The organism is Burkholderia crassaminum, from assembly GCF_964265005.1.
Lineage (GTDB): Bacteria > Pseudomonadota > Gammaproteobacteria > Burkholderiales > Burkholderiaceae > Burkholderia.
On record NZ_OZ183800.1, the window covers coordinates 2498569 to 2511472 of the forward strand.

Consider the following 12904-nt stretch of genomic DNA (forward strand, 5'->3'; position numbering starts at 1 on the left):
GCGTCAACTCAGCAGGCCCGCCGCGACGTTGATCGACAGCCCGAGCACCGCCATGTTGAAGTAGAACGACAGGATCGACTGCGCGAGCACCGAGCGCCGCGCGGAGCGGTTCGTCGTCGACACGTCGGCCGTCTGCGACGCGACCGCGATCGTAAACGCGAAATACAGGAAATCCCAGTAATCGGGCTCGGGGTTCCGGTCCGGGAAACGCAGCGCGCGATCGCCGCTCGGCGAGCCGTAATAGAGCCGCGCATAGTGCAGCGTGAAAATCGTCGGGATCAGGAACCACGCGCCGAACAGCGTCGCGCCCGTGATCGCGTAATGGCCGAGCCCCGCGCGGAAGCCGACGCTCTTGGCGGTCGCGAGCTCGATCGCGATCGCGGCGACGCTCGCGACGGTCGCGATGCAGATGACCGTGAGTACGGTCGTCGCGTTTTCATCGTCGCGGATCGCGATTTCGCGCACCTTGTGGTGGTGCGCGGTGACCATGCGCACCCACATCAGCACGAGATACAGCCAGATCGCGCCATCCCAGCCGATCAGCGCACGCACGGTCGGACGCAGCGGAAACGGCAGCAGCAGCGCGCACAGCACGCCGGCGACGAATGCCGCAACCATGCGCGGCCGGTTGCGTAATACCTGCGGATAAAACGTCATCGTGTGATTCCGAAAGCGGATGGAAAGGGTTCGACCGGCGCGCGGGACAGCCCGCTACGCCGCGCCGGCGGGTACTGCCCCGATTATCGTCATTCCATCGTGACGTGGCGATGGGCACGAGCGCCTAAGATAATGGGATGACTGCCACCGCCCCCCTCTGCCGCCATCCCGCGAACACGGCCGGCCGCGACTTCGTCGTCGGCGACCTGCACGGCTGCGTGGACGTGCTGCGCGCCCTGCTGCGCGACATCCGCTTCGATCCGGCTCGCGACCGCCTGTTCTCGGTCGGCGATCTCGTCGACCGCGGCCCTGCATCCGAAACCACGCTCGAGCTGCTCGACCGCCCGTGGTGCCACGTCGTGCGCGGCAATCACGAGGAAGTGCTGAGCCTCGTGGCGCGCGGCAAGCTGTCGCCCGACGCGTGGCGCGGGATCGGCGGCGACTGGGGCGCCGACCTGCCGCCGGAACGGCTGCACGCGCATGCGGCACGCGTCGACGCGCTGCCGCTGGTGCGCGTGATCGGCGACGGCCCCGGGCGCTTCAACGTGCTGCATGCGGAATTCTTCGGCTCGGACGCCGATCTCGACACGGGCAGTTATTCGCACGACGTGCGCGAACGGCTGATCTGGGGCCGCGATCTCGTCCAGGGGCTCGCCGATCCGGCGCGGCAGGCCGGGCTGTCGCTGACCTGCACCGGGCACACGCCGGTGCGCGCACCGCAGCGGATCGGCGCGCAGTGGTTCGTCGACACGGGCGCGTTCGCACCGGCCGGGCGGCTCACGCTCGCCGAGCCGCGCACCGGGCGCACCTGGTCGATGACGCAGGCCGAAGCGCGCGAACGCCAGGCGGGCGACTGGCCGCTGCCTTGATGCGCTGATGTCCTGATGCCTTGACGCCCTGACACCTTGACACCTTGACACCTTGACACCTTGACACCTTGACGCCCTGACACCCTGACACCCTGACACCCTGACACCCTGACACACTGACACACTGACACACTGACACACTGACACACTGACACACTGACGCCCTGACGCCCTGACGCCCTGACACCCTGACACCCTGACACCCTGACACCCTGACGCCCTGACGCCCTGACACCCCGACGCCCTGACACCCCGACGCCCTGACACCCCGACGCCCTGACACCCCGACGCCCTGACACCCCGACGCCCTGACACCCCGACGCCCTGACACCCCGACGCCCTGACACCCCGACGCCCTGACACCCCGACGCCCTGACACCCCGACGCCCTGACACCCCGACGCCCTGACGCCCTGACGCCCTGACGCCCTGACGCCCGCGGGCGGACACTAGCCGACCTGGTTCAGTTCGAACACCGCGTCAACCGCCGAGCCGTTCCAGTTGTATTCGAGGTACGCCGCGTGATGGCAGTCGCGCAGCAGCGCGGTGCGGAACGCCGCCAGGCACTCGCCGCGCGGATCCCGCACCGACGGATAGACGATCCCCGCGCCGCCGGCATTGCGCACCGCGCGACCGAGCGCCTGCCCGGCACTGTAGTCGAGCGGGTGCAGCAACGCCGGATCGCGTTTCGGCCACATGCGCACGTCGGCCACGTCGCCTTGCGCAATCACCGTGTAGAGCCGCATCTGCTGGCGCATCGGCGGCTCCTTCGTCGCCGCCAGGAACAGCGCGCTGTGATAACGCGTTTCGGCGATCGCCGTATCGCGAGAGCGCGCGCAGTAGAACACGCCATAGCTGCCATCGGAAAAACGGCTGCCCTGCGGATTCAGGTGCGTGAACGCGGCCATGATCGGCCCCCAGCCCTGCCCGTAGCGACGCTCGGCGGGCGGCACGAGATCAAGCGTGCCGACTTCGTTGCGAATCCGGTCGTTGGTCAGCGATTCGAGCGCGTAAAGCGCGTCGAAATCGTCCGCTGACGCAACGCGGTCGAACAGGTTGATCGCCGGAAAACGGGTGGGGATCACGCGATAGGCAGGCGCCCAGTCGACCGCGGTCGTGGGCCATTGTTGTGCTTGGATCGGCATCGTCACGCCCAGCCACCTCGCATCGCATCGAGATATTGCCGGATGGCGACCAGGTCGCCGACGTTGCCGGCGAGCATCCGGTCGAGTGCGCGCTTGCCGCCGAACGGCGCCGCGTCGTTGGGCCGCTTGACCCACGCATCGGCCGCGGCCGGCTGCGGCAGCAGGATCTGCAGCGCCTTGTAGATGCCGAGCAGCAGCGATAGCCGCTCGAGCGTATCGCGCGGCAGCCGCGCCGATTCCGGCGTGGCCTTCCACTTGAAGAACGTCGAACGACCGGGCGACCCGAGCAGCACGATCTGCTCGTCGATCGTCAGTTCCCAGTCGCGCGCGATGTTGAAAAACGCGCGGAGGCCGGCCGCCGACATCTGCGCGATCGAAGCCTGCGGCGGGGCGGAATGCGATTCGTAGGCGGGCTGTGACATGATCGTTAGTCTCGAAATGAATCTACTAACAAGATTAGTCCATTTTCGTATTTTTGCAAGGGTCGACACCCGGCGACCATGCCATGCATCCGACAAAACGATATTTTTTGTCCATTCTGGACTCTGATTTTATTTTCTGCGTTAATGGCCATGCGGACACCGCGCGCTGACGCGGTTCGGGTCCGTGAAACCGTGTCGCACAGAAACCGGAAGCACCCCGCCAAGGAACGCACCATGAAGAGACTGATTGCCGCTGTTTCGATCGCCCTGCTCGCAGTATCCGCAGGCCCCGCCGTCGCGAAGGACTGGACCACGATCCGCTTCGGCACCGATGCCAGCTACGCGCCGTTCGAGTCGAAGGCACCCGACGGCAAGCTCGTCGGCTTCGACATCGACCTCGGCAACGAGATCTGCGCGCGCCTGAAGGCAAAGTGCGTGTGGCTCGAGAATGATTTCGACGGGATGATTCCGGCGCTGAAGGCGAAGAAGTTCGACGCGGTGCTGTCGTCGATGTCGATCACGCCGCAGCGTGCGCAGCAGATCGGCTTCACGACGAAGATCTACAACCAGCCGACGCGGCTCGTCGTGAAGAAGGGCTCGCCACTGCTGCCGACGGCCGAATCGCTGAAGGGCAAATCGATCGGCGTCGAGCAGGGCACGACGCAGGAAACGTACGCCAAGGCGTACTGGGGCAAGCAAGGCGCAAACGTCGTGTCTTACCAGAACCAGGACGGCGTGTACGCGGACCTGACCTCGGGCCGCCTCGACGCGGCGCTGCAGGACGAAGTGCAGGCCGCGATCGGGTTCCTGAAATCGTCGCGCGGCGCGAACTACACGTTCGTCGGCCCCGAGCTCGTCGACGAGAAGGTGCTCGGCATCGGCGCCGGCATCGGGCTGCGCAAGGAAGACACCGACCTGAAGGCGAAGATCGATGGCGCCATCCTCGACATGGTCAAGGACGGCACCTACAAGCGGCTCGCGTCGAAATACTTCGACTTCGACATCTACGGCGGCTGAAACGGCGTCGCGCGCGTACGGGCGCCACTCCCGTCGCGCGCGTCCGACCGCCCCTCCCCTCACCACCGGACGGCAACGGCATGACGCCGTTTGCCGTCACATCGAATGCATCATCCGCCGTATGCGCGGCATGTCGCTTCGCGCTTCTTTCGGATTGCAGATTGATCGTTCGCGGGGACGATGCCCGGCGCGAACGGATATCGTGCGGCTTCAGTCAGTATGCGAAGAGCGGGCGTCGCGGTACCGGCGCCCGTGCGCACATGCCCTTGCGGATCGGATCCGCGTGCAGGAAAGTGCCGACCCGGCGCGGATGACCGGCAATCAGCCGGATCCGCCTCGCACCGGGCGCGGAGAGATGGCCTGTCGATGCATGCCGGCCGGCTGCGAGAACGACGTTCGACCGACGATGTCCCGACTCACTGCGATCGCGGCCTGCCGGCCGCGGCGTGTGGCGATCGTTCATTTTTCTACCCCGTATCAGTCTGATGGTTGTTCCGGCAACCGGACGAGGCCGGTGCCCCGACGATCAGGTGACGACGCTCCGTGCTCGCCGGAACGCGGCTGCCGTGCCGCGCTCCGCCGCCGCATCCCCGCGGACTGTGTCCTGGCCGGTACTGACAGGGTTCGCTGCCGAACCGGACGGACCGTGCATCGTCGACTTTCGCACGTCCACTTCCGCAAGGAGCGGGCCAGCTTCTCGCAAGCCCGTCCGGACAAGGGGTTGACCGGGCAGCGTGGCGGCCGCAACGGGTGCCGAATGCGGGAAGTTACGAAACTGAAACACGCGGCGCGCGGCACGCACCGGCCGCGTGGCGGCCCTGCCTTGCCGGATAAGGCTGAACAATGAAGCGCGGCATTTTTACCGATGCGCGGCCGGCCGTTCACCCCGATTTGCCACGCAAAATTGCGTGGCTGCCGAAGCGAAATGTTTCATGCGCTTTACATGCCGCCGGCAGCACGCGAGCCGCAGGTTGTGCGCGCCATCCATCGGCCGGCGCCGGGCCGGCGGACCGCACGGCTATACTGCGAAACCGGCGTTTGCCATGTTCGCATCGGTGCCTTTTGCCGGCGAATGCCGCGCCCCACGACACCGCTCCACACGCCGCCACACCGCCCGAACGATCGCCCCGATGATCCGCACCCTCGATGCCGCCGAACGCGCCAGATTGATACGCTTCGGTGTGTCGGGCCTCGGTTCGACCGCGCTGCATGCGCTGATCGCGGCCGCGATGTTCGCACTGTTCGACGCGACGCCCGTGATCGCGAACGCGGTCGCGTTCGCCTGCTCGACCGCGTTCTCGTATCTCGCCAACACGCTGTGGAGTTTTTCGTCGCCCGTGACGTGGGGCAACTTCGTGCGCTTTCTCGCCGTCGCGATGGCCGGCCTCGTCGTGACGATGCTGCTTGCGCACGGTACCGAGACGCTCGGGCTGGCACGCGCGTGGAGCGTCGTCGCGGTCGTGCTGTGCGTGCCGCCCGTCACGTTCGTGCTGCACCGGCTCTGGACCTATCGCTGAACCGGTTCACGCGTCACACGTGCAGCGCTCAGCCGACCCGCTGATGCCCTGCGTCGCCGGACGGCGCGCCGTCGTGCCCGCCGTTGTCACCGTTGTTGTCATGATCGTTCAGCCCGTGTTCGATCATCATCCGGTAGAGCGTCACGCGCGAAATGCCGAGTTCAGCGGCGGCCTTGTTGATCCGGTGATCGTTGCGCAGCAGCGCATTCTCGATCGCGGTGCGCTCGGCGAGCGCCCGCGCCTGTTCGAGCGTCACGGGTTCGGTTTCGCCCGGCGTATCGAGCCCGAGATCGTGCGGCGTGAGCAGCCGGCTCTCGGCCATCACGATTGCGCGCCGCACGCGGTTGATCAGCTCGCGCACGTTGCCGGGCCATTCGTAGCGCCGCATCGCGTCGAGCGCGGCCGACGTGAAGCCGCTGATCTTGCGGCCGCTGTCGGCCTTGTACTTCTGCAGCACGTAGTGCGCGAGGATGTCGATGTCCTTGCCGCGCGCGCGCAGCGGCGGCTCGTGGATGCGCAGCACGCACAGGCGGTGGTAAAGATCCGCGCGAAAGCGCGCGGCCTCGACCGCACCGTCGAGATCGACGTGCGTCGCCGAGATGATCCGGACGTCGACCGGAATCGATTCCTGCCCGCCGAGCCGCTCGATCTTCCCTTCCTGCAGGAAGCGCAGCAGGCTCGCCTGGCTTTCGACCGGCATGTCGCCGATTTCGTCGAGAAACAGCGTGCCGCCGTTCGCCGATTCGATCCGGCCGGCGCGCCGCTGGTTCGCGCCGGTGAACGCGCCGCGCTCGTAGCCGAACAGTTCCGACTGCAGCAGGTGATGCGGAATCGCGCCGCAATTGATCGCGACGAACGGCCCCTTGCCGCGGCCGGAACGCTCGTGAATCGCGAGCGCCGTCAGCTCCTTGCCGGTGCCCGACTCGCCCGAGATGAACACGCTCGCGTCGGTCTTCGCGACCTTGCGGATCGTGCTGAACAGCTGCTGCATCGCCTCGCAGTTGCCGATCATCCCGTGTTCGCCGATCGACGCCGCATAGGCCGCGCCATCGACGCGATCGAGCGCGGCCATCCCGCGCGCATGGCCGAGCACGTGCGAAATCCATTCGTAAGGCAGCGGCAGCGTCACGTAGTCGAAACAATAGCTGCGGATCAGCTCGCGCACGGCAGGGCCGATCGTGATGCCCGCCTGGGCGATGGAAATCCAGCCGATCGACGGCTGGCTCAGGCACGCCTTCAACGCGGGATAGTCGCGCGACGTGAACCCGGTGAAATCGACCAGCCCGGCGGCGACGCTCACGCCGGACGTCATGTTCTGCGCGGCGCCGGCTGTCTTCGCGACCGAGATTTCCCAGCCCAGCCCGCGCAGTTGCGCCAGCAACGGCTCGTCAGGCGAACGCATGATCACGAACAGCTTGCGTCCGTCCTCGGGAGCGGTGACGGACACATGCGTCATCTCCGACACCGCCTGCCCGTTTGCGTCAGGTGACCTAGCAACCATCGTTGTTCCCCGCTTGGCATTGGTATCGCGCGCCCCGGCTCGCTGTCGCGTGCGACGGACCTCGATCGAACCGACATATTGGCCGCATTTCCGTCCGAATAAAATCCCCACGTGCATGAATCGCACGTGAGGTGGACATCGTCATGAACGGTATATCGATGCGGCCGGCGCCCGGCTAGATGGGTGTTATCCCGGTGGCGTGCGAGGCGCGAGCGGTGAACGGGCGACAGTGCGACGCGCAAAGCCACGCCGGTACTGGCGCGCGGTGTTCGCGGGCGATTCGGCGCACGCAGGGTCGGCTCGGCCGCGCATGGGTGCGCAAGCGGTCGACCGGCCAGCGGGATACCCCCGCGGGCGGTTCAAATTGATTTCGATCAATCGTCAGAGGAAGCCGGCTGATGCAGGAACGCAACATGCTCGGCCCGATACCGAGCACGCTGGCGCAGCGCGCGGTATCAACGGCCCGATGCGAGCGGCGCCGGCCCGTTCGCACGGCCACGGCCGGCCGGCGTGCCGCCGTGTTCGCCGTAGGTGGCGGCAAGCGCGTCGACCCGCGCGAGATGGTGATGATTGTCGTGATCCCACGGATGGAAGCCTGGCCGGAAGAAGCTCAGCCATTCGCCCGCGATGCGCGGGAACAGCCCGCGGCGCGGCCCGTACAGGAACGCGACCATCCGCAGCATGCCGCGCACGTGATGGCCGGCGCCACGATCGCGCCACAGCAGCGTCACGTGCATCAGGAACACGGTCGGCCAGAACGTCAGTGTCGTCAGCAGATACACGCCGATGCGGATCAGGTAACGACGCAGCCCCGGCGCCATCGCGGCGTTCCATACGTCGAACGACACGGCCTTGTGCTCGGTTTCCTCGAGCGCGTGCCAGATCCACATCTGGCGGTAGCCCTCGACCGAGCCTTCGAGACGCGTCGGGTCGCGCAGCAGCCAGTCGGCAAGCATCGCCGTGTAGTGCTCCGCCGCGACCGTATGCGCGAGCTGCACCGAATGCGGCAGCTTGCGCTTCATGTAGCCGAGCACGGCCCACACGCGCTGGTCGAGCTTGCGCGCGGGCAGGTGGTTCGCCTGCATCAGCTCGTTGTACTCGATGTGCTCGCGCGTGTGCATCGCCTCCTGACCGATGAAGCCAAGCACCTGCTGCTTCAGCACGGGATCGTCGATCCGGTCGCGATAGTTGCGCACCGAATCCATGAAGAAGCGCTCGCCGGCCGGGAACAGCAGCGACAGCGCATTGAAGAAATGGGTCACGTGCGACCCGAGGCCATGCCAGTCCTTCGCGCGTTCGACCGGCAGGTCGAAGCGCAGGTCGCGGCGCACCGGCATGATCCCGGCTGCGGTGGCGGAAGCGGCTGACTTCATGTTCATCGTTCTCCTGGTTCCGGCGCGGCCCGGCACGTCGTCCGACGCGGCCGGCGCGGGCCCGGGCGGCGCGTCGCGCACCGCCAAAATCTTGACATCGACAGCTGTAAAGATAGGCCGCCCGCGGCGGCGCGCGCAAGCCGCGCGGTAGATGCGCGCTTCCAAACAGGGCACGGTCGAAAAGGCGGAAAAAGCGGCGTTTGAACAGCATCCGGACAGGGCCGGATTCGAACGCGCGTGACCGCACGCGAGCCATTCGCAGCGGCCGACGCCGTATCGCAGCGGTGGTCCGGAAGCCCCGTGTGGAGGGCGTTTTGCAGCATCCGGCAACCCTGTGCGGCGTGCGGCCAGGCGCTCCGGTAGCACCGATTCATACACGCGTCGCACTCGCGCGGTGCAACCTCGGCCGCGGGGTTCGCTGGAAATTCAAACGCGCGTTCCATTTGCATTTCCGGCGATCGCGGCCACGACAGCCTTCAGCCGTCCGCGATACGCGCACGACGGGCCGAAAGCCATGAGCGGCGGCCCGCTGCGTGCTCGCCTACAATAGCGGTTTTACCCATCCTTTTTCAGGAGAAGTCATGTCTGTCATCACGACCGAATCGGGCCTCAAATACGAAGACCTGACCGAAGGCACCGGCGACGTAGCGCAAGCCGGCCAGACCGTCAGCGTCCACTACACGGGCTGGCTGACCGACGGTCAGAAATTCGATTCGAGCAAGGATCGCAACGACCCGTTCGCGTTCGTGCTCGGCGGCGGCATGGTCATCAAGGGCTGGGACGAAGGCGTGCAGGGCATGAAGGTCGGCGGCGTGCGTCGCCTGACGATCCCGCCGCAACTCGGCTACGGCCCGCGCGGCGCAGGCGGCGTGATTCCGCCGAATGCGACGCTCGTGTTCGAAGTCGAACTGCTCGCCATCTGACACGGCACACGAGCCGCCGGCTGACACCCCGCCCCATGGCGCACCTTCCGTCCCCCACCGTCGCGCTGCAACGCTACGACGCGCTCGAAGCGTCGGACGTGCACGACTTTCACCAGATCGTGCTCGGCATCGACGGCGCGATGGTGATGGCGGTGGACGGCGTCAGCCAGCGGCTCGACCGGCACAGCGCCTGGCTGGTTCCGGCCGGCGCACGCCACGATTACGCGGGCCTTGGCGAAAATCGCCAGCTCGTGCTCAATCTTCCCCTCGCGTCACTCGCGGTGCCGCAGCGGCTGTTCGACAGCGCGCGCGCCGTGGCAATCGATCCGGCACTGACGTCGCTGGTCGCGCAGATCGCGGCAGCGGCCGCGCAACTCGACGCGCCCGCCGGCGACGTACCGCACGCGGCCGCGCACCGCTTCCAGTGGCAGGCCGCCGCCCGGCTGTGCGGCGCACTGCTCGACGAACGCGACATCGCCGCGCCCGCATCGGGCCTCGATTTCGCGCGCATCGACCGCTGGCTGCGCGCACGGCTCGCCGAGCCGCTGCGCATCGCCGATCTCGCCGCGCACTGCGGCTACGGGATGCGCCGCTTTCATCAGCTGTTCGTCGATGCGTTCGGCGAAACGCCGCATCGCTACCTGCAGCGGCTCAGGCTCGACGCGGCCGTCATCCTGCTCGCGGACGGCCGATATCCGCTCGTCGATATCGCCGGGATGGTCGGCTTCGCGGATCAAAGCACGTTCACGCATGCGTTCACGAAACGCTTCGGCGTTGCGCCGGGACGCTGGCGCGGCGAGCGGCATTGAGCAAAGCCTTGCTCCCGCGCTGAGCACGCATCGACGTACGTAGCGGCACGGTTCGGCAAACCGCGTTCGCGCCAGCCCGGCCGTGGCATTCGTCGTTTCCGTTTCGTTCCGGCTTGCCACTGCTTCGCCACGCTTCGTTCGTGCTTCGTTCGTGCTTCGTTCCCGCTTCGTTCCCGCTTCGTTCCCGCTCGCCGCTCCGCCGCTTCGCCTCCGACGCTTCGACGCTTCACGTCCCGCTGAAACATCGCCTGCCGCCGCGCCCTACGATTGACGCATGGATACGACCACCCCCTCCTCCGCCTTCCCGCCCGCACTCGCCCGCGTCGTCGCGACCGTCAGCACCGGTTTCGTCGTCACGCAGCTCGACGTGACGATCGTCAACATCGCGCTCGCGCATCTCGCCGGCGACCTGCACCTGCCGGTCGCCGGCCTGCAGTGGGTCGTCGATGCGTACACGCTCGCGTTCGCGGTACTGATGCTGTCGGGCGGCGCACTCGGCGACCGCTTCGGCGCGCGCCGCCTGTACATCGCCGGCCTCGTGCTGTTCGCGCTTGCGTCGCTCGCGTGCGGCGCCGCGAGTGCGCCCGCGATGCTGATCGCGGCGCGCGCGCTGCAAGGCGTCGGCGCCGCGGCGATGCTGCCCAATTCGCTTGCGCTGCTCAACGACGCGTGCCGGCACGACCCGCACCTGCGCGCGCGGGCCGTCGGCTGGTGGACGGCGGCCGGCTCGATTTCGATCGCGGCCGGCCCCGTCGTCGGCGGTCTGCTGATCGCGGCGTGGGGCTGGCGCGGCATCTTCCTCGTGAACCTGCCGCTGTGTGCAGCCGGCCTGGCGGCCGCCCTTGCGTGGGTACCTGCGCACCGCGTAGCGACGACGCCGGGCGCGCCATCCCGTTCCGTCCGCGCACTCGACCTGCGCGGCCAGTTCATCGCGATTGCAATGCTGACCGCGTTGACCGGCGCCGTGATCGAATGGCGACCGCTCGGCTTCACGCATCCGGTCGTCGCCGGCGGGTTCGCGCTGGCGGCGCTCGCCGCGCTCGCATTCGTCGCGGTGGAGGCGCGTACGGCCACGCCGATGCTGCCGCTGTCGCTGTTCCGACATCGCACGTTCAGCGCGGCCGTGCTGTTCGGGATCTGCGTGAACCTCACGTACTACGGCACCGTGTTCGTGCTCGCGCTGTACCTGCAGCGCGCACGCGGCGAATCGGCGTTGCAGGCCGGCCTCGCGTTCCTGCCGCTGACGGGCGGCTTCCTGCTGTCGAACCTCGCGAGCGGCCGCGTCGTGGCGCGTCACGGCCCGCGTGCGCCGATGCTGGCAGGCGCGCTCGTCGCCGCGCTCGGCTATGGATCGCTGCATTTCATCGATGCGTCGACGCCGCTGGCCGTCCTGCTCGTGCCGTTCCTGCTGATTCCGACGGGCATGGGTTTCGCGGTGCCGGCGATGACGACCGCCGTGCTCGCGTCGGTCGCGCCCGAACGGGCCGGCATCGCGTCGGCCGTGCTGAATACCGCGCGGCAGGCCGGCGGCGCGATGGGCGTGGCCGCGTTCGGCGCGCTCGCCGGCGGCGGCGCCGCGGCGCAGGTCGTGAACGGGTTGCGGATCGAAACAGCCGTGTCGGTCGCGCTGCTGGTCACCGCCGCACTGCTCGCGACGCTGGTGCGGCCCGATGCGCATCGCGGCGCATCGCCCGTGCGTCAGGCCGTGCCGGCGGCCGATTGACCGGGTGCGGTCACGCGTCGCCGGGGTCGCGCTGGATCAGGTGACGCCACGGAAACACGTTGCCCTTGAAGTGACTCACGTAACCGCCGCTGCCGGCCTGGATCACCATCAACGACAGCCGCGGATGCAGGGCCTGCAGCGCTTCGAGCGCTTCCCGATCGAGACAGGTGTTTCTCAGCGTCAGCGTGTGGAGCCGCTGGCCGGCGCGGCTCTTCAGCAAGCGCTCGTACGCGTCGAACGACGTCACGCTGCCGGCAGCGCGATCGCGCTTCCAGGTCGAATGCAATGCGGTCGACTCGGAGAAATCGAGCCAGCCGAGCGACGACAGGTTGTCGCTGTCCGCCAGACGATCGATGAACCGCTGCGTGTCGTCTCCGCCACCGATACGCAGCCGCCCGAGATGCGCAAGCGGCACGTCGAAGAAACGCGCATCGGGTGCATTCGGCACCGTCAGTTCGGCGAGAAACGGCGCCTTCGCGGCGAAGCGGGCAATCTCGCCGCCCTCCTGCATGATCAGGTCGCGACGCACGATCATCGACTGGTTGTGATCGGCCGGCTCGGTCGGCCGCACATAGAGCGAGCGCAGCATCGGGAAGCGCGCATCCGAATCGAGCAACGGACCGAAATCCCATTCAAGCGTGCCGTTCGCCCCTTCGTCGAGGCTGCTGAACGCGAGGTCGGTCACGAGATCCGCGACGTCCCGCGTTGCCAGACATTGCAGCGTCCAGTCGAACGGTTCCTCCCAGGCGCCGCCGAAATACCGCACGTGCAGCCCCGCCCGCATCGGCGCGACGGTGACATGGTTGAAATCGGTCTGCCACAGCGGTTCCGCAGGGTCGGCATGGTCGTGCCCGTCCTCGGCGCCCTCGCGCTCGCAGTGGTCGTGGATGCGCCGCTGCAGGTCGAGCAGCAGCCGATAGCCGGCGGAATCCAGCGGGTGGGACATGAC

At 67.6% G+C, this 12904-nt stretch carries 12 protein-coding genes; 6 read left to right on the forward strand and 6 right to left on the reverse strand.

The genetic code is table 11. The features are described 5' to 3' along the window. Window positions 1-3: 3 nt before the first annotated feature. Window positions 4-657: a DUF1345 domain-containing protein gene (locus ACPTTF_RS28170; protein ID WP_423369090.1), complete on the reverse strand. Its 654-nt coding sequence runs from the start codon at window positions 655-657 to the stop codon at window positions 4-6. Between the two features lie 137 nt (window positions 658-794). Between ACPTTF_RS28170 and ACPTTF_RS28175 the strand changes: the two genes are divergently transcribed. Beyond that, on the forward strand, window positions 795-1526 hold the full coding sequence (locus tag ACPTTF_RS28175) for a metallophosphoesterase (RefSeq protein ID WP_423369091.1): 732 nt from the start codon (window positions 795-797) through the stop codon (window positions 1524-1526). Between the two features lie 448 nt (window positions 1527-1974). On the opposite strand, the gene ACPTTF_RS28180 is transcribed toward ACPTTF_RS28175, so the two are convergent. Next, window positions 1975-2670 carry an RES family NAD+ phosphorylase gene (locus ACPTTF_RS28180; RefSeq protein ID WP_048022260.1) on the reverse strand — a complete coding sequence of 232 codons (696 nt, stop codon included), beginning with the start codon at window positions 2668-2670 and terminating at the stop codon, window positions 1975-1977. Window positions 2671-2672: 2 nt separating this feature from the next. Further along, window positions 2673-3092 (reverse strand): MbcA/ParS/Xre antitoxin family protein, encoded by a 420-nt coding sequence (locus tag ACPTTF_RS28185; RefSeq protein ID WP_423369092.1) that lies wholly within the window; start codon window positions 3090-3092, stop codon window positions 2673-2675. A 234-nt stretch (window positions 3093-3326) separates the two neighbouring features. On the opposite strand from ACPTTF_RS28185, the gene ACPTTF_RS28190 reads away from it, so the two are divergent. Then, window positions 3327-4109 (forward strand): ABC transporter substrate-binding protein, encoded by a 783-nt coding sequence (locus ACPTTF_RS28190; RefSeq protein ID WP_021156310.1) that lies wholly within the window; start codon window positions 3327-3329, stop codon window positions 4107-4109. Between the two features lie 1130 nt (window positions 4110-5239). After that, window positions 5240-5626: a GtrA family protein gene (locus tag ACPTTF_RS28195; RefSeq protein WP_423369093.1), complete on the forward strand. Its 387-nt coding sequence runs from the start codon at window positions 5240-5242 to the stop codon at window positions 5624-5626. 28 nt (window positions 5627-5654) lie between these two features. Here the strand turns inward: ACPTTF_RS28195 and ACPTTF_RS28200 are convergent, their stop codons facing one another. Both ACPTTF_RS28200 and ACPTTF_RS28205 read right to left on the reverse strand, forming a co-directional pair. After that, window positions 5655-7127 (reverse strand): sigma 54-interacting transcriptional regulator, encoded by a 1473-nt coding sequence (locus ACPTTF_RS28200; RefSeq protein WP_423369897.1) that lies wholly within the window; start codon window positions 7125-7127, stop codon window positions 5655-5657. A 455-nt stretch (window positions 7128-7582) separates the two neighbouring features. Continuing rightward, a complete protein-coding gene (locus ACPTTF_RS28205; protein WP_423369094.1) occupies window positions 7583-8500 on the reverse strand; it encodes a metal-dependent hydrolase in 918 nt (305 codons plus the stop codon). A gap of 581 nt (window positions 8501-9081) precedes the next feature. Between ACPTTF_RS28205 and ACPTTF_RS28210 the strand changes: the two genes are divergently transcribed. From ACPTTF_RS28210 to ACPTTF_RS28220, 3 genes are all read left to right on the forward strand, one after another. After that, the gene (locus tag ACPTTF_RS28210) at window positions 9082-9423 is read left to right on the forward strand and encodes an FKBP-type peptidyl-prolyl cis-trans isomerase (RefSeq protein ID WP_027791040.1); all 342 of its coding nucleotides are present in this window, start codon (window positions 9082-9084) and stop codon (window positions 9421-9423) included. A gap of 35 nt (window positions 9424-9458) precedes the next feature. Beyond that, the gene (locus tag ACPTTF_RS28215; protein WP_166954042.1) at window positions 9459-10232 is read left to right on the forward strand and encodes a helix-turn-helix transcriptional regulator; all 774 of its coding nucleotides are present in this window, start codon (window positions 9459-9461) and stop codon (window positions 10230-10232) included. A gap of 274 nt (window positions 10233-10506) precedes the next feature. Beyond that, complete coding sequence (locus ACPTTF_RS28220; protein ID WP_423369095.1) at window positions 10507-11955, forward strand: MFS transporter; 1449 nt, start codon at window positions 10507-10509, stop codon at window positions 11953-11955. A 10-nt stretch (window positions 11956-11965) separates the two neighbouring features. On the opposite strand, the gene ACPTTF_RS28225 is transcribed toward ACPTTF_RS28220, so the two are convergent. Continuing rightward, window positions 11966-12901, reverse strand: a complete 936-nt coding sequence (locus ACPTTF_RS28225) for a hypothetical protein (protein ID WP_423369096.1) — start codon at window positions 12899-12901, stop codon at window positions 11966-11968. Between the last annotated feature and the right edge of the window lie 3 nt (window positions 12902-12904).

Coding starts and splice junctions, on each gene's coding strand:
- ACPTTF_RS28170 (WP_423369090.1), bottom strand. CDS start 657: ATGACGTTTTATCCGCAGGTATTACGCAACCGGCCGCGCATGGTTGCG.
- ACPTTF_RS28175 (WP_423369091.1), top strand. CDS start 795: ATGACTGCCACCGCCCCCCTCTGCCGCCATCCCGCGAACACGGCCGGC.
- ACPTTF_RS28180 (WP_048022260.1), bottom strand. CDS start 2,670: ATGCCGATCCAAGCACAACAATGGCCCACGACCGCGGTCGACTGGGCG.
- ACPTTF_RS28185 (WP_423369092.1), bottom strand. CDS start 3,092: ATGTCACAGCCCGCCTACGAATCGCATTCCGCCCCGCCGCAGGCTTCG.
- ACPTTF_RS28190 (WP_021156310.1), top strand. CDS start 3,327: ATGAAGAGACTGATTGCCGCTGTTTCGATCGCCCTGCTCGCAGTATCC.
- ACPTTF_RS28195 (WP_423369093.1), top strand. CDS start 5,240: ATGATCCGCACCCTCGATGCCGCCGAACGCGCCAGATTGATACGCTTC.
- ACPTTF_RS28200 (WP_423369897.1), bottom strand. CDS start 7,127: ATGGTTGCTAGGTCACCTGACGCAAACGGGCAGGCGGTGTCGGAGATG.
- ACPTTF_RS28205 (WP_423369094.1), bottom strand. CDS start 8,500: ATGAAGTCAGCCGCTTCCGCCACCGCAGCCGGGATCATGCCGGTGCGC.
- ACPTTF_RS28210 (WP_027791040.1), top strand. CDS start 9,082: ATGTCTGTCATCACGACCGAATCGGGCCTCAAATACGAAGACCTGACC.
- ACPTTF_RS28215 (WP_166954042.1), top strand. CDS start 9,459: ATGGCGCACCTTCCGTCCCCCACCGTCGCGCTGCAACGCTACGACGCG.
- ACPTTF_RS28220 (WP_423369095.1), top strand. CDS start 10,507: ATGGATACGACCACCCCCTCCTCCGCCTTCCCGCCCGCACTCGCCCGC.
- ACPTTF_RS28225 (WP_423369096.1), bottom strand. CDS start 12,901: ATGTCCCACCCGCTGGATTCCGCCGGCTATCGGCTGCTGCTCGACCTG.